The sequence below is a fragment of the Sinorhizobium sp. P24N7 genome, from assembly GCF_042436655.1.
Lineage (GTDB): Bacteria > Pseudomonadota > Alphaproteobacteria > Rhizobiales > Rhizobiaceae > Sinorhizobium > Sinorhizobium meliloti_A.
This window is the reverse complement of sequence record NZ_JBHMIW010000006.1, coordinates 188,055-202,239: the sequence shown is the minus strand read 5'-3', so window position 1 is coordinate 202,239 and position 14,185 is coordinate 188,055. Positions and strand designations below refer to the sequence as shown.

The 14,185-nt window shown below is 64.2% G+C and carries 15 protein-coding genes and 1 riboswitch; of the genes, 11 read left to right on the top strand and 4 right to left on the bottom strand.

All coding sequences use genetic code 11. From position 1 onward, the window contains the following. Nucleotides 1-23: 23 nt before the first annotated feature. The 5 genes from ffh (at nucleotide 24) to trmD (ending at nucleotide 3,741) form a co-directional block, all read left to right on the top strand. Nucleotides 24-1,565, top strand: coding sequence for a signal recognition particle protein (gene ffh, locus ACFHWW_RS12350; RefSeq protein ID WP_018097406.1), 1,542 nt, complete (start codon nucleotides 24-26; stop codon nucleotides 1,563-1,565). A gap of 12 nt (nucleotides 1,566-1,577) precedes the next feature. Next, the gene (locus tag ACFHWW_RS12345) at nucleotides 1,578-1,913 is read left to right on the top strand and encodes a chorismate mutase (protein WP_003529740.1); all 336 of its coding nucleotides are present in this window, start codon (nucleotides 1,578-1,580) and stop codon (nucleotides 1,911-1,913) included. Nucleotides 1,914-1,951: 38 nt separating this feature from the next. Continuing rightward, complete coding sequence (rpsP, locus tag ACFHWW_RS12340) at nucleotides 1,952-2,326, top strand: 30S ribosomal protein S16 (protein ID WP_018097407.1); 375 nt, start codon at nucleotides 1,952-1,954, stop codon at nucleotides 2,324-2,326. Nucleotides 2,327-2,462: 136 nt separating this feature from the next. Further along, a complete protein-coding gene (gene rimM, locus ACFHWW_RS12335) occupies nucleotides 2,463-3,026 on the top strand; it encodes a ribosome maturation factor RimM (protein ID WP_018097408.1) in 564 nt (187 codons plus the stop codon). Between the two features lie 10 nt (nucleotides 3,027-3,036). Further along, the gene (trmD, locus tag ACFHWW_RS12330; protein ID WP_018097409.1) at nucleotides 3,037-3,741 is read left to right on the top strand and encodes a tRNA (guanosine(37)-N1)-methyltransferase TrmD; all 705 of its coding nucleotides are present in this window, start codon (nucleotides 3,037-3,039) and stop codon (nucleotides 3,739-3,741) included. On the opposite strand, the gene ACFHWW_RS12325 is transcribed toward trmD, so the two are convergent. Then, nucleotides 3,723-4,469, bottom strand: coding sequence for a sulfite exporter TauE/SafE family protein (locus tag ACFHWW_RS12325; RefSeq protein ID WP_379938435.1), 747 nt, complete (start codon nucleotides 4,467-4,469; stop codon nucleotides 3,723-3,725). The genes trmD and ACFHWW_RS12325 overlap by 19 nt on opposite strands. 286 nt (nucleotides 4,470-4,755) lie before the next feature. Here ACFHWW_RS12325 and rplS point away from each other — a divergent pair, with 286 nt between their 5' ends. From rplS to ACFHWW_RS12310, 3 genes are all read left to right on the top strand, one after another. After that, nucleotides 4,756-5,289, top strand: coding sequence for a 50S ribosomal protein L19 (gene rplS / locus ACFHWW_RS12320; RefSeq protein ID WP_003529750.1), 534 nt, complete (start codon nucleotides 4,756-4,758; stop codon nucleotides 5,287-5,289). A 126-nt stretch (nucleotides 5,290-5,415) separates the two neighbouring features. After that, nucleotides 5,416-6,225, top strand: a complete 810-nt coding sequence (locus tag ACFHWW_RS12315; RefSeq protein WP_379938432.1) for a basic amino acid ABC transporter substrate-binding protein — start codon at nucleotides 5,416-5,418, stop codon at nucleotides 6,223-6,225. Nucleotides 6,226-6,292: 67 nt separating this feature from the next. Further along, nucleotides 6,293-7,114 carry an amino acid ABC transporter permease gene (locus tag ACFHWW_RS12310; protein WP_379938430.1) on the top strand — a complete coding sequence of 274 codons (822 nt, stop codon included), beginning with the start codon at nucleotides 6,293-6,295 and terminating at the stop codon, nucleotides 7,112-7,114. 48 nt (nucleotides 7,115-7,162) lie between these two features. Here the strand turns inward: ACFHWW_RS12310 and ACFHWW_RS12305 are convergent, their stop codons facing one another. From ACFHWW_RS12305 to ACFHWW_RS12295, 3 genes are all read right to left on the bottom strand, one after another. Further along, nucleotides 7,163-8,989, bottom strand: coding sequence for an ABC-F family ATP-binding cassette domain-containing protein (locus tag ACFHWW_RS12305; RefSeq protein WP_379938428.1), 1,827 nt, complete (start codon nucleotides 8,987-8,989; stop codon nucleotides 7,163-7,165). A gap of 4 nt (nucleotides 8,990-8,993) precedes the next feature. Further along, nucleotides 8,994-9,644, bottom strand: a complete 651-nt coding sequence (locus tag ACFHWW_RS12300) for a thiamine diphosphokinase (RefSeq protein WP_324762521.1) — start codon at nucleotides 9,642-9,644, stop codon at nucleotides 8,994-8,996. Between the two features lie 77 nt (nucleotides 9,645-9,721). Next, nucleotides 9,722-10,207 (bottom strand): GNAT family N-acetyltransferase, encoded by a 486-nt coding sequence (locus ACFHWW_RS12295; protein WP_379938426.1) that lies wholly within the window; start codon nucleotides 10,205-10,207, stop codon nucleotides 9,722-9,724. A 133-nt stretch (nucleotides 10,208-10,340) separates the two neighbouring features. After that, nucleotides 10,341-10,455: riboswitch (TPP riboswitch) on the top strand. A 48-nt stretch (nucleotides 10,456-10,503) separates the two neighbouring features. Here ACFHWW_RS12295 and thiB point away from each other — a divergent pair. The 3 genes from thiB to thiQ are packed head-to-tail and all read left to right on the top strand — an operon-like array spanning nucleotide 10,504 to nucleotide 13,884. After that, entirely contained in the window at nucleotides 10,504-11,532 is a 1,029-nt protein-coding gene (gene thiB / locus ACFHWW_RS12290) for a thiamine ABC transporter substrate binding subunit (RefSeq protein ID WP_379938424.1), read from the top strand. 7 nt (nucleotides 11,533-11,539) lie between these two features. After that, nucleotides 11,540-13,171 (top strand): thiamine/thiamine pyrophosphate ABC transporter permease ThiP, encoded by a 1,632-nt coding sequence (gene thiP, locus ACFHWW_RS12285; protein WP_338283707.1) that lies wholly within the window; start codon nucleotides 11,540-11,542, stop codon nucleotides 13,169-13,171. Further along, a complete protein-coding gene (gene thiQ / locus ACFHWW_RS12280) occupies nucleotides 13,168-13,884 on the top strand; it encodes a thiamine ABC transporter ATP-binding protein (protein ID WP_100672687.1) in 717 nt (238 codons plus the stop codon). The genes thiP and thiQ overlap by 4 nt, the downstream gene beginning before the upstream one ends. The last annotated feature ends 301 nt before the right edge of the window (nucleotides 13,885-14,185 follow it).

Genomic DNA, 14,185 nt, shown 5'->3' with positions numbered 1-14,185 from the left:
CCGGAGACAAGAAGGAAGAGAATATGTTCGAGAGCCTCCAGGACCGTCTTGGTTCCATATTGAATGGACTGACCGGCCGCGGCGCCCTGTCGGAAGCCGATGTTTCCGCAGCGCTTCGGGAGGTTCGCCGTGCGCTGCTCGAAGCGGACGTGGCGCTCGATGTGGTGCGGTCCTTCACAGAGAAGGTTCGCGAAAAGGCGGTCGGCGCCGAAATCGTAAAGTCGATCAAGCCCGGCCAAATGGTCGTCAAGATCGTTCATGACGAGCTCATAGCGATGCTCGGCTCCGAGGGCGTCACGATCGATCTCAATGCGGCGGCTCCGGTCGTCATCATGATGGTCGGCCTGCAGGGCTCGGGCAAGACGACGACGACCGGCAAGATCGCCAAGCGGCTGACCGCGCGGGACAAGAAGAAGGTCCTGATGGCCTCGCTCGATACCCGCCGCCCGGCCGCGCAGGAACAGTTGCGCCAGCTCGGCGTGCAGACCGGCGTCGACACACTGCCGATCATCGCCGGCCAGTCGCCGACCGATATCGCTGCGCGCGCCGTGCAGGCGGCCAAGCTCGGCGGCCACGACATCGTCATCCTCGACACCGCAGGCCGCACCCATATCGACGAGCCGCTGATGATCGAGATGGCGGAGATCAAGCGGAAATCCAACCCGCATGAGATCCTGCTGGTCGCCGATGCGCTGACCGGACAGGACGCCGTCAACCTCGCCCGCAACTTCGACGAACGCGTCGGCATCACCGGCCTGGTGCTCACTCGCATGGACGGCGACGGCCGCGGCGGTGCGGCGCTCTCCATGCGCGCCGTCACGGGCAAGCCGATCAAGCTCATCGGCGTCGGCGAGAAGATGGACGAACTCGAGGAGTTCCATCCGCGCCGCGTCGCCGACCGCATCCTCGGCATGGGCGACATCGTCTCGCTCGTCGAAAAGGCGGCGGAGAACATCGACGCCGAAAAGGCGGCCGCCATGGCCGCCAAGATGGCCAAGGGCAAGTTCGACCTCAACGACCTCGCCGATCAGCTGCAGCAGATGCAGAAGATGGGCGGCATGGGCGGCATCATGGGTCTGATGCCCGGCATGGCCGGCATGAAGGACAAGATGTCCGCCGCCGGCCTGGATGACTCGCTCTTCAAGCGCCAGCTCGCGATCATCTCCTCGATGACCAGGGCGGAGCGCGCCAATCCGGATATTCTCAAGCATTCGCGCAAGAAGCGCATCGCCAGCGGCTCCGGCACCGATGCCTCCGACATCAACAAGCTTCTGAAAATGCACCGCCAGATGGCGGACATGATGAAGATGATGGGCGGCAAGGGCAAAGGCGGCATGATGAAGCAGATGATGGGCGGCCTCGCCGGCAAGATGGGCCTCGGCGGCCTGGGCGGCGGAATGCCCGATCTTTCGAAAATGGATCCGAAGCAGCTCGAGGCCCTGCAGAAGCAGGCCCAAGCCGCCGGTCTCGGCAAGCCTGGCGGCGGCCTGCCTGGCCTTGGCGGTGGTTTGCCCGGTCTGGGCGGCGGTTTTCCCGGCCTCCCCGGCCTACCGAAGAAGAAGTGAGGATCGCGACGAATGCTTGATCCCGAGATCAAAGAGGAATTGGCGAGCTACCGGCAGTCGATCGACAATATCGATGCCGCGCTCGTCCACATGCTGGCCGAACGCTTCCGCTGCACCAAGGCGGTTGGCGTGCTCAAGGCCAAGCACCAGCTGCCGCCGGCCGATCCGGCGCGCGAAGAATACCAGATAGAACGCCTCCGCCACCTGGCGAAAGACGCCAATCTGGATCCGGATTTCGCCGAGAAGTTCCTGAACTTCATCATCAAGGAAGTCATCCGGCATCATGAAGCCATCGCCGCCGATTGCTCGCAGAACGCGGGCAGCGCCGGCACCACCCATTCCGCTTGAGTCAAGCGGTCAAGAAAGCCTGCAAGGAGTAAATTGAAATGGCACTGAAAATTCGTCTCGCCCGCGGCGGTTCCAAGAAGCGTCCCTATTACCAGATCGTCGTTGCCGACGCGCGCAGCCCGCGTGACGGCCGCTTCCTCGAAAAGCTCGGCTCCTGGAACCCGATGCTTGCCAAGGATGACGAAAAGCGCATCGAACTGAACGCCGAGCGCGTTCAGCACTGGATCGCCCAGGGCGCCCAGCCGACCGACCGCGTCATGCGCTTCCTCGACCAGGCCGGCCTTGCAAAGCGTCCGGCCCGCAACAACCCGACCAAGGCGCTGCCCGGCAAGAAGGCACAGGAACGTGCCGCTGAAGCCAAGCAGAAGGCGGAAGAAGCAGCCGCCGCGGCTGCGGAAGCTGCCGCGGAATAATTTCCGGCGGAATGGCATTGAGAACGGGCGGCATTTCCATGCCGCCCGTTTTGCTTTATGTGCACCGGAAAATCGCATGTTCTCATCCCGATGTGGTTCGGGAAACATGCAGCAAGTTCACCCTGGATCCCCGACGATGACACAGCTGAAGAACCCTGTCCTGATGGCGACGATCGGCGCGGCGCAAGGGCTGCGCGGCGAGGTGCGGGTCAAGTCCTTCACCGACGATCCGGCCGCACTCGGCGACTATGGCAAGCTCCACAGCGAGGACGGCCGCGTCTTCGAGGTGCTTGAAATCCGCGAGGCCAAGAACGTCGTCGTCGTGCGGTTTCGGGGCATCAACGATCGGACTGCTGCCGAAGCGCTCAACGGTCTCGAACTCTTCATCGAGCGCGACAATCTCCCCGACGACGATCTCGACGAGGACGAATTCTTCTACGCAGACCTCGAGGGCCTGGAAGCGGTCGATCGCACCGGAAAGAGCTATGGTTCGGTGACCGGCGTCTTCGATTTCGGCGCTGGCGATCTCCTCGAACTGAAAGGCCCGGGCCTCAGGCCGGTGCTTATTCCCTTCACGGAATGGTCGGTACTCGAAATCGATCTCGAAGCGGGCAAGCTCGTCATCGACCCGACCGCCGCCGGGCTCGTCGACGACGAGAAGAGCGGGCCTGGCAAGCCCTTTCCGACCAAGCGCAAGTGAGCCCACGGCAATGCCCTATCGCGCGACCGTCCTGACGCTCTACCCGGAGATGTTTCCGGGGCACCTCGGCGTTTCGCTCGCCGGAAAGGCGCTGGAGCGCGGAGACTGGTCGATGGAGGCCGTGCAGATTCGCGACTTTGCCGGTGACAAGCACCGCACCGTCGACGATACGCCGGCGGGCGGCGGTGCCGGAATGGTATTGAAGCCCGACGTTCTTGCCCGCGCCATCGATCATGTCGCTGCAGACGACGGGCGGCCGCGGCTTCTGATGAGCCCGCGCGGACGGCCGCTGACACAGGAACGGGTGCGGGCGCTGGCCGCCTGTCCCGGCGCTGTCATCGTTTGCGGACGTTTCGAGGGCGTCGACCAGCGGGTCATCGACACGCGTGGACTCGAGGAAGTCTCGATCGGCGACTACATTCTTTCCGGCGGCGAGCCGGCAGCGCTCGTTCTGCTCGACGCCGTGGTGCGTATCCTGCCGGGCGTGATGGGCAATCAGCTGTCAGGCGTCCACGAGAGCTTCGAGGGAGGGCTCCTCGAACACCCCCACTACACGCGTCCCCAGATCTTCGAAGGTCACGAAATCCCGGCCGTCCTCACCTCCGGCAACCACGCGGCCATTGCGCAATGGCGGGAAGCGGCGGCGCGCCGGCTGACGGCGGAACGCCGGCCGGATCTTCTGGAGCGTGATCCGGCTCAGCCCGTGAAGAAATAATAGGCCGCGAGCAACAGACCCACCGCCACCACCACGGCTCGGATGACCGCCTGCGGGACGCGTCGTGCCGCCCAGACGCCCATGTAGCCGCCAAGCGCTGCGCCCGGCACCATGATTGCCGCGTGCAGCCAGGAGACGACGCCGCCCGCAGCGAAAACCACGATGGCGATTGCGGCGATGACGATGGAGATGAAGTTCTTGAGTGCATTCAGCCGGTGATAGCCGCCGCCGGTGGCAAGTCCGAGCACGGCGAGCATCATGATGCCCATGCCGGCGCCGAAAAAGCCGCCATAGACGGAGGTCGCCAGCTGACTCGCAACGCCCAGCGGTCCGATGCGATGCTCGTCACTGCGCGCCTTCGGCTTCAGGAGGGGGCCGGCGGCGAAGATCGCCGTTGCCGCGATCAGCAACCAGGGCACCATCGCACGGAAGGCCGGATTGGAGAGCGACAGAAGCAGGAGGGCGCCGGCGAGCCCGCCGATCGCCGAAATGATGCCAAGGACGATGGCGTTCTTCCGGTCGGCGCGGATCTCCTTGGCATAGGCAAGCGTCGACGTGACATAGCCGGGGAACTGGATGATGGACGAGGTCGCGTTGGCGACGATCGGCGGGAGCCCGCCAAGCGTCATCGCTCCGAAAGTCAGAAAGGTGCCGCCACCGGCAATGGCATTGACGACGCCGGACAGGAAGCCGGCGACGAAGAGCAAAAAGGCCTGGAGCAACGTCATGGCTTTCTCCCGAAACGCGTGAATCGGGATAGCCGGTGGCGCGGTCGACCGCAAGTCCGTGGGGAGGGGCATTCTTGAGGCGGGAGCGCGACAAAATCCGCTTTCGGGGATGACAAGGCCGGTCATATGGTGTATGTGCCGGCCCGGTTCGGGTTCCTTGCCCGTCGACCGTCAACAAAGAATGGCGAATACGCTCCTGCCGCAAATGCGGCAAGGCCTGAAGGAAAGTCCGACAGGCCGATAAAGAGCGCTCTGGCTGTTTCAGAAAAACGCAAAGGTTAGACCGATGAACATCATCCAGCAGCTGGAAGCCGAACAGGCCGCCAAGATCGCCGCAAAGCGCACCCTTCCCGAATTCTCCCCGGGCGACACCGTCCGCGTCAATGTCCGCGTTGTCGAAGGCAACCGCACCCGCGTACAGGCTTACGAAGGCGTCTGCATCGCCCGCTCCGGCGGCGGCATCAACGAGAGCTTCACCGTTCGCAAGATTTCCTACGGTGAAGGCGTCGAACGCGTATTCCCCGTCTACTCCCCGCTCGTCGAGAGCGTCGACGTGGTTCGCCGCGGTAAGGTCCGCCGCGCCAAGCTCTACTATCTGCGCGACCGCCGCGGCAAGTCGGCTCGTATCGTCGAGAACACCGGCACCCGCGCCCGCAAGCTGAACGACGCCGAGCGTCAGGCCGTTGTCGAGGAGAAGGCACGCATCGAGGCTGAAAAGGTCGCAGCCGCCCAGGCTCTGGCCGCCGAGAAGGCAGCAGCCGAAGCCGCTGAGGCAAAGGCGGCGGAAGAAGCAAAGGCTGCGGAAGCTGCAGCAGAATAAGTTTTCAACTCTTCAGAGTTGTGCGGAAAGGCGGCCCTCGGGCCGCCTTTCTTTTTGGTTATCGGCCGCTTGTGTTCCCCATAGATTTTATGACATTTTCTGTCGCCACAATCTGGGAGTTCCTCAATGACAATTCTTCGCCGCGTGCTTGCGGGCATTGCCGCAGTTCTTGCCGTTCCCTTCGCAGTCCCGGCGCCCGTTTTCGCCAGCGACCTGCCCGACCTCGGTGGCAAGACGGTCGTCGTGGTGACGGAGAACGCCTATCCGCCGCTGCAGTTCGTCGATCCGAAATCCGGCCAGGCCATCGGTTGGGAATATGACGCGATGAACGAAATCGCCAAGCGCTTGAATTTCAAGGTCGAGTATCAGAACACGAGCTGGGACGCGATGATCCAGGCGGTTTCCGACAGCCAATACCAGATCGGCATGACCGGAATCACCATCAAGGACGACCGCAAGGAGAAGGTCGATTTTTCGGATCCCTATATGCGCTCGCAGCAGTTCATGCTGGTGCGCGGCGACGAGACCCGGTTCGACGACGCCAAGAGCTTCGCAGCGCTCGAAAGCGGTCTGGTCGGCGCCCAGCCCGGCACTTCGCCTTTCTACACGGCCGTCTACGAGGTTCTCGACGGCAACGAGCAGAACCCGCGCATCAAGCTGTTCGAAACCTTCGGTGCGACGGTGCAGGCGCTGAAGGCCGGCGACGTCGATCTGGTCTTGACCGACAGTGTCGCGGCCAAGGGTTATGTCGACTCCTCCGAGGGCCAGCTCAAGGTGGTCGGCGAGCCGCTCGGCACCGAGGATTTCGGCTTCATCTTCCCGAAGGGATCGGAACTCGTGGCGCCGGTCAATGCCGCTATAAAGGCGCTCAAGGAGGACGGCACCTTCGACGCGCTCAACAAGAAGTGGTTCCTCGACTACAAGATGGGCGGCTGACCGCGGAACGGGATAAACACATGGGCGGCTTTCCGCCCATGTCCCGCTTCCCCTTATTGGAATTGCAATGACGCCGATCCAATCATCCGACACTTCCGGGAAGGGCGATTATCCTTGGTGGCTTATCGCCCTTCTCGTGATCGCTGCGGCACTGGCCGTGGTCATCGCCGCCAATGATATCTTCACGCAGGTGTTCACCGTCGTCCTGAAGGGTTTGGGCGTCACCATTTTCGTCACTCTCGTCGGATTCGTGCTCGCAACGGTGCTCGGCCTCGGCGTGGCCCTGATGGCGCTTTCCGAGCACGTGGTCCTGCGTCAGATCGCGCGCTTCTATACGGAAGTCATCCGCGGCGTACCGATCCTCGTGCTGCTGTTCTATATCGCCTTCGTCGGCGCGCCTGCCCTGGTGACGATCGCGAATTTCCTGTCGGCGCCGCTGATTTCGGCGGGCTGGATCGAGCCGTTCGTCGTTCGCGACGTGTCGCTGATGTGGCGGGCAATCATGGCGCTGATGATCGGCTATTCGGCCTTCATCGCCGAAGTCTTCCGCGCCGGCATCCAGTCGGTCGACAAGGGCCAGGTGGAGGCGGCAAAGGCGCTCGGGCTCTCCCGCTACCAGCGCTTTCGCCTCGTCGTCTTTCCGCAGGCGATACGCGTCATCCTGCCGCCGCTCGGCAACGACTTCGTGGCGATGGTCAAGGATTCCTCCCTCGTCTCGGTGCTCGGCGTCGCCGACATCACCCAGATGGGCAAGGTCTATGCCTCGGGCTCCTTCCGCTTCTTCGAGACCTATTCCATCGTCGCCTATGTCTATCTCGTGCTGACGATAGGACTGTCGCTGGCCCTTCGGGCGGTCGAGCGGCGGTTGAGGCGGTCGCAAGTCCGGTAGGCAGAGGGGGTACTGCACCTCCGACGCTGCCGTCACAGTTCCGCCCGCTCAGCCCTCGATTTCCTCGCGCAGCATTTCCAGTTCGAGCCATTCCTCTTCCATGCGCGTGAGGTCCGTCCTGAGCTTCTCGAGCTCGGCGGCGAGCCTGGCAAAGCCGTTCGGGTCGCGCGAGAATAGGTCGGGATCCGCCATCCTCTCTTCTCGCTTCGCGATCTCCGCCTCCGATCTGGCAATCTCCTTCGGCAGGTTCTCGAGTGCGAATTTCTGCTTGAAGGAGAGCTTGGCCTTCGCCTTCTGAGGTTCGCTCGGCAAGGGTGGGGCGCCGCTCGATCTGGCCTTTTCGGCTTTTTCGCTCCGGCGCCTTTCCTCGACTGCGCCGCGGCGCTGCGCCATCATGTCGGAATAGCCGCCGGCATATTCGATCCAGCGACCATCGGGCGCCTCCGGGTTGGCCGGCGCGATGGTCGAGGTCACGGTACGGTCGAGGAAATCGCGGTCGTGGCTGACCAGGATCACCGTTCCGGAAAATCCGGCAACGATCTCCTGCAGCAGATCCAGCGTCTCTATATCGAGATCGTTGGTCGGTTCGTCGAGGATCAGGAGGTTGGTCGGGCGTGCCAGGATGCGGGCGAGCATGAGACGCGCGCGTTCGCCGCCCGACAGATTGCGGATGGGCGTTCGCGCCTGCTCCGGCTGGAAGAGGAATTCCTTCATGTAGCCGGTGACATGGCGTTGCTCGCCATTGACGAGGAGGGTCTCGCCGCGCCCGTCGGTCAGATAATGCGCCAGCGTCTCGTCGAGGTTCAGTTCCTCGCGTTTCTGGTCGAGCGTGGCGATCTCCAAATTGGTGCCCAGCTTGACGCTGCCCGTGTCCGGCGCGAGCTGACCGGTCAGGAGCTTCAGCAGCGTCGTCTTGCCGGCGCCGTTCGGCCCGACGAGGCCGATGCGGTCGCCGCGGTGGACACGGATCGAGAACGGCGCGACGATCGGGCGATCGCCATAGGCCTTGGTGATCTTTTCCGCCTCGATGACGAGCTTGCCCGATTCCCTGGCGTCGGCAACGGTGGCCTGGACCGTACCCTGCGGCCCCTTGTGCCCGCGATGGCGGGCCCGCATGTCCTGCAGCTCCCCGAGCCGACGCATGTTGCGCTTGCGCCTGGCGGTCACGCCGTAGCGCAGCCAGTGCTCTTCGCGCTCGATCGCCTTACCGAGCTTGTGCTGCTCGAGCTCTTCCGCCTCCAGCACCTCGTCGCGCCAGGCCTCGAAATGCGCGAAGCCGCGATCGAGGCGGCGCGATTGGCCGCGGTCCAGCCAGACGGTCGCCGTCGACACCTTTTCGAGAAAGCGCCGGTCGTGCGAGATCAGCACCAGCGCCGAACGGCTGCGGACGAGCTCGTCTTCCAGCCACTCGATCGTCGGCAGATCGAGATGGTTCGTCGGCTCGTCGAGAAGCAGAATGTCGGGTTCCGGAGCAAGCACACGGGCAAGGGCGGCACGACGCGCCTCGCCGCCGGAAAGGCGCGTCGGCTCTTCCTCCCCGGTCAGCCCCAGATGCTGCAGCAGGTAGGCGACCCGGTAGGGATCGTCGCCTGGCCCAAGTCCGGCTTCGGCATAGGCCTGAACCGTATCGAAGCCGTCGAAATCGGGCGCCTGGTGCAGGTAGCGGATCGTCACCGATGGATGCCTGAAGATCTCGCCCGACTGGGGTTCTGCAAGCCCGTCGGCGATCTTCATCAGCGTCGATTTGCCCGAACCATTGCGGCCTACGAGGCAGATGCGATCGCCGGGCTCGACCTGCAGGCCCGCACCCGCAAGCAGCGGCGTGCCGCCGAAGGTCAGTAGAATGTCGTCAAGCTTCAGGATGGGAGGCGCCAAGGCATCAGGCTCCGGAAAGATCATAGGGGCGGGCGAGAACGACGGCCCGGCCGGATTTCAGGGTCAAGCGGATCGTGCCATCCGCGATGTTCGAAATGGTGCGCGACGAGCCGAAGGGCAAATGAAAATCCTTCAGCGGATAGCGCACGTTCTCGATCGAAAGACCGTCAAGGTCCGCAAAGCCGAGGATCGAGAAGAGGCTGCCTTTCGGCAGCTCGATCTCCTGCGAGCCGGGCAGCAGCGGATAGGCCTCCTCCTCGCCGGAGGTCATCATCACCGCAACGCCGCTCTGGGCAAGCGCGACGGTACCGAGGAGATGCAGGAAAGCATGATCGCTGCGCGCGCCGCCGAGTCCGCCCGCGAAGACGAGCGAGGTCGCGCCACGCTCGAGGGCTGCCTCGACGGCGATCTCCCCGTCGGTCGCGTTCTTGGCAGCTGGATGGCGTTCACGCGGGACGCCGGCAAACTCCGCCAGAAGCGCCTCATCCGTGGAATCGAAATCGCCGACCCAGAGATCGGGAACGATCCCCAGCGTCCTTGCATGACGCATGCCGCCGTCGGCGGCGACGAAGCGACTGCCTTCGAGCTGTCGAGCGAGCCGGTCTGTCGGCGTCAGCGCGCCGCCGAGCAGGATGGTGAAGGGTGATCGGGTCATGGCAGAAGCCCATAGCGCAAAGCAGCGGCGAAGGAAAAGGGCTCCGGCTGCTGTTTTGCGAACGCATGCTGCGCGGATCAGGTTCCGGACGCCGGATCCCCGGGAAAAAGCATGCCGTCGTAGATACCGGGCGTCGACCCGGCGATCTCCACCGCACCCACCGCACGGGCATAGAATTCGGCAGGGCCGACGCCGCCGATGATCGCATAGGCATAGCCGGCGGCGCGCATGGACAGCAGGCTTTCGACAAGCAGGGCCTCGCCGATGCCCTTGCCGCGCATGGTCGCGTCGACTCCGGTCGGACCGAAGAAGCCGAGCGCGGTTACGTCATGGCAGGCAAAGCCCACGATCCGGTCCCGATGGTGAGCGATATGGATGCGCGTCGGCGTCGAGGAGAAGGCGGTTTCGGCCTCGCCGGCCCACCCGGCCCCGAAGCGCTCCTCGATCCAGGGAATGACGGCCCGCCGCTCGGCCGCAAGCGCCCGGCGGATGCGGATGTCGGGGTCGAGACGCGATGGGCGGCCCTCGGGCAAGGCATAGAGGCGGACGAGCATGTCTGGCATGAAATTGTCTCCGCTTTCGGCGAACAAACGACGCCGGCAATTGTTTGACTTTTAATAGCGCGGCTGACGCGGACGGCAAACGCCCCTGCTGAAACTCAGCTTGCCTAAGCCGTCGCCGGAAGCTAAATCTCTTGCTGCTCTAACGGGGTGCCCTGGTCGGCTTTTGCGACCGTGGCTGAGAGGCTTCGAGCCAACCCGCGGAACCTGATCCGGCTCATACCGGCGGAGGGATTAGAAGCGATCGGACCGATACGCGCTTTTCCCATTGCAGCAACAACAAAGGGAGAGGTGCCAGAATGTCCAGTTCACTCCATCGAAAAATCCTTGGCCGGCTTGCGATCGCCGCAGCTTCGATCGCGGTATTTTCCGTGAGCGCGGCGGCCGCGGAAAAAACCCTGACGGTCTATACCTATGAGAGCTTCATCACCGAATGGGGGCCGGGCGCCAAGGTGGCGGAAGCGTTCGAGAAGACCTGCGACTGCAAGGTCGATTATGTAGGGGTTGCCGACGGGGTCGAACTCCTGACGCGGCTGAAGCTCGAAGGTCAGGGATCCAAGGCCGACATCGTACTCGGTCTCGACACCAATCTGGTGGCGGAGGCGAAGGCGACCGGCTTCTTCGCGCCGCACGGCGCCGATACCGCTTCCGTCAAGGTCCCGGGCGGCTTCTCCGACGACACCTTCATACCGTATGACTACGGCCATTTCGCCGTTGTCTACGACACCGAGACGCTGAAGGGTCCACCGAAGAGCCTCAAGGACCTGGTCGAGGGCGATCCGTCGCAGAAGATCGTCATCGAGGACCCGCGGACCTCAACCCCCGGCCTCGGCCTCCTGCTGTGGGTGAAGTCGGTCTATGGCGACCAGGCCGGCCAGGCCTGGGCGAAGCTCAAGGACCGCGTGCTGACGGTCACGCCGGGCTGGTCGGAAGCCTATGGCCTCTTCACGAAGGGCGAGGCCCCGATGGTTCTCTCCTACACCACCTCGCCCGCCTATCACATGGTCGCGGAAAACACCGAGCGCTACCAGGCGGCCCCCTTCGCCGAAGGCCACTATATCCAGATCGAAGTCGCCGCATTGACGAAGAACGCGAAGGACCCGGAACTCGCCCGAAACTTCCTGACCTTCATGATCGGTCCGGAATTCCAGTCGATCATCCCGACGACCAACTGGATGATGCCGGTGACCGCAACCAAGGAGCCACTGCCGGAAGCCTTCAGCAAGCTCGTCGACCCGCAAAAGACGCTCCTCATTCCCTCCGAGGAGGTCGCCGCCAACCGCAAGGCCTGGGTCGACGAATGGCTGGCCGCCATGAGCCGGAACTGAGGCCGGATTGTCCGGCACGAAGGAAAGCAAGATGACAATCGCCGCCGGGGCCTTCGCCTTCGGCGGCATCCTGCTTTTCGTCGGCCTCGCCGGCGCGGCACTGCTTGCCCAGTCGGCCGGCAGCGCCGGCGCCGGTCCGCTTTTCGATGCCTATATCTGGCGCATCACACGCTTCACGCTGCTGCAGGCCAGCCTCTCGACGCTTCTTGCCATCCTTTTCGCCATACCCGTGGCCCGGGCACTTGCCCGCCAGGCTTCGTTCCCCGGCCGCATCTGGGTGCTGCGGCTTCTGGCGCTGCCACTCGGCCTGCCGGCGATCGTCGCCGCACTCGGGCTGATCGAAATCTGGGGCCGGCAGGGGCTCTTGAACAGGGTGCTTTCGGCAGGCGGGTTGGAGCAGCCGGTCAGCATCTATGGCCTCTCCGGCATTCTCATTGCCCATGTCTTCTTCAACATGCCGCTCGCCGCACGCTTGATGCTTGCCGGCATCGAGCGCATTCCGGCCGAATACTGGCGCAGCTGCGCCAATCTCGGCATGGGTTCCTTCGCCACCTTTCGCTTCATCGAGTGGCCGGTGATCCGTGGATTGCTTCCCGGCATCGCCGGGCTCATCTTCATGCTCTGCGCCACCAGCTTCACGCTCGTGCTGACGCTTGGCGGGGGGCCGGCCGCGAGCACGCTCGAAGTGGCGATCTACCAGGCGCTGCGCTTCGACTTCGATCCGCCGCGGGCGATCGCCCTTTCGGCACTTCAGGTCGCCCTTACCGGAGCGCTGCTTCTCGTCTTGAAATTGATCGCGCCGGCGCCGCTGGAGGGAGAGACGAGCGGCAGGGCCATCCGGCGTTTCGACGGCGCGAGCGGTCTGTCGCGGCTTGCCGACCGTATCTGGCTGGTACTCGCCGTCATCCTCATCGGCCTGCCCTTTGCGGCCATCGCCTATAGCGGATCGAAGGCCGACCTCGTCCGTCTCGTGAGCGAGCCGGCATTCCATCGGGCGCTCGCCATGAGCGCGACGATCGCCCTTGTCTCCGCCGCGATTTCGGTAATCATCGCGGCGCTGATGATCCGTACCGAACGCCTCGCGCTGGCGCGCCGGCGCCCGGGGCCGGCGGCTCGCCTCTTTGCCGGAGGGATCGGCGCAAGCACCTCCTTCATACTGCTCGTGCCTCCCGTCGTGCTCGGCGCCGGATGGTTCCTGCTCCTGAGGCCGTTCGGGGACGTCGCCCGTTTCGCGCCGGCCGTCGTCGTCGCCATCAATGCGCTGATGGCGCTTCCCTTCGTTCACCGGGTGCTGGCGCCGGCCATGGCGACGCATGCCGCTCGCACCGCGCGCCTTGCCGCGAGCCTCGGCATCGGGGGCTTCCACCGCCTGCTGTGGATCGACTGGCCGGGTCTGCGCAAACCTCTCTTCGTCGCCTTTTCCTTTGCCATGGCCCTCTCGCTCGGCGATCTGGGAGCCGTCGCTCTTTTCGGCTCCGAGGACATGGTAACCCTCCCTTATCTGCTCTATAGCCGGATGGGCAGCTATCGCACCGCGGATGCGGCCGGACTGGCGCTGGTTCTCGGCCTTCTCTGCCTTGTCCTGACGGTGCTCGGCACGGCGGGAGAGGAGAGGCGGCCGGAGGGTAAATACACATGAGTTCCACCGCTCTCGCCGTAAAGGGCATCGAGATAAGCTTCGAAACAACGACGCTCGCCTTCGACTGCACGGTTCCCGCGGAGCGGATCGTCGCCGTGGCCGGCGCCTCCGGCTCGGGCAAGTCGACGCTCTTCAACGTCATCGCCGGCTTCGAGCAACCGGAGCGCGGGGAAGTCCGCATCTTCGGCGAGGAAATGACCGGTCGCCCGCCGGCGGAACGGCCGGTATCGATCATATTTCAGGAACATAACCTCTTCGCACATCTCGACGCCGCAACCAATGTCGGCTTCGGCATCAGCCCGGCGCTGCGACTGGACGCGGCCGACCGCATGAAAGTGGAGGACGCACTGGCCCGTGTCGGGCTCGCCGGTTTTGGCAAGCGGCTGCCGCCGACGCTTTCAGGCGGCGAACGCCAGAGGGTCGCGCTCGCGCGCGCCTTCGTGCGGCACCGCCCGATCCTCCTGCTCGACGAGCCTTTCGCTGCGCTCGACCCCGGCATGCGCGCCGAGATGCGGACACTCATCAGCGATCTGCACGAGGAGGAAGGCAACACGATACTGATGATCACGCATCATCCCGATGACGTGAGGGCGCTCGCCGACAGCGTTCTTTTCCTCGACCGGGGCCGGATTGTCGCCCATGATGAGGTCGATCGGTTTCTCGGGCGCCGCGACATCACGGCCATCAACCGGTTCCTCGGCAAGGAGGGATGACGACCTGTTCGCGGCGACCGATCCGACGCCGGACGAACTAAATTCGCCGGACGCCACAATTTGACCGCCGCGCCGTGCGAGGCGCGGGAGACACCAGCGGGTATCTCGCAAAATTCGCGCATCCGTTGCTGCGATACCACGGGGCAACTATTTCTACTGGGGTCGGCTAGGCAGGCGGCGCTGAAATCGGATACAGCAGAATCCTGGCTGAAACACCCGCGCCGGTGCGCCGCATCCGGCTGAAAAAGTAGGACTTTTCGCCGACTGCGATGAATGGCTTCGAGCCGCGGGTCGCGCCGGC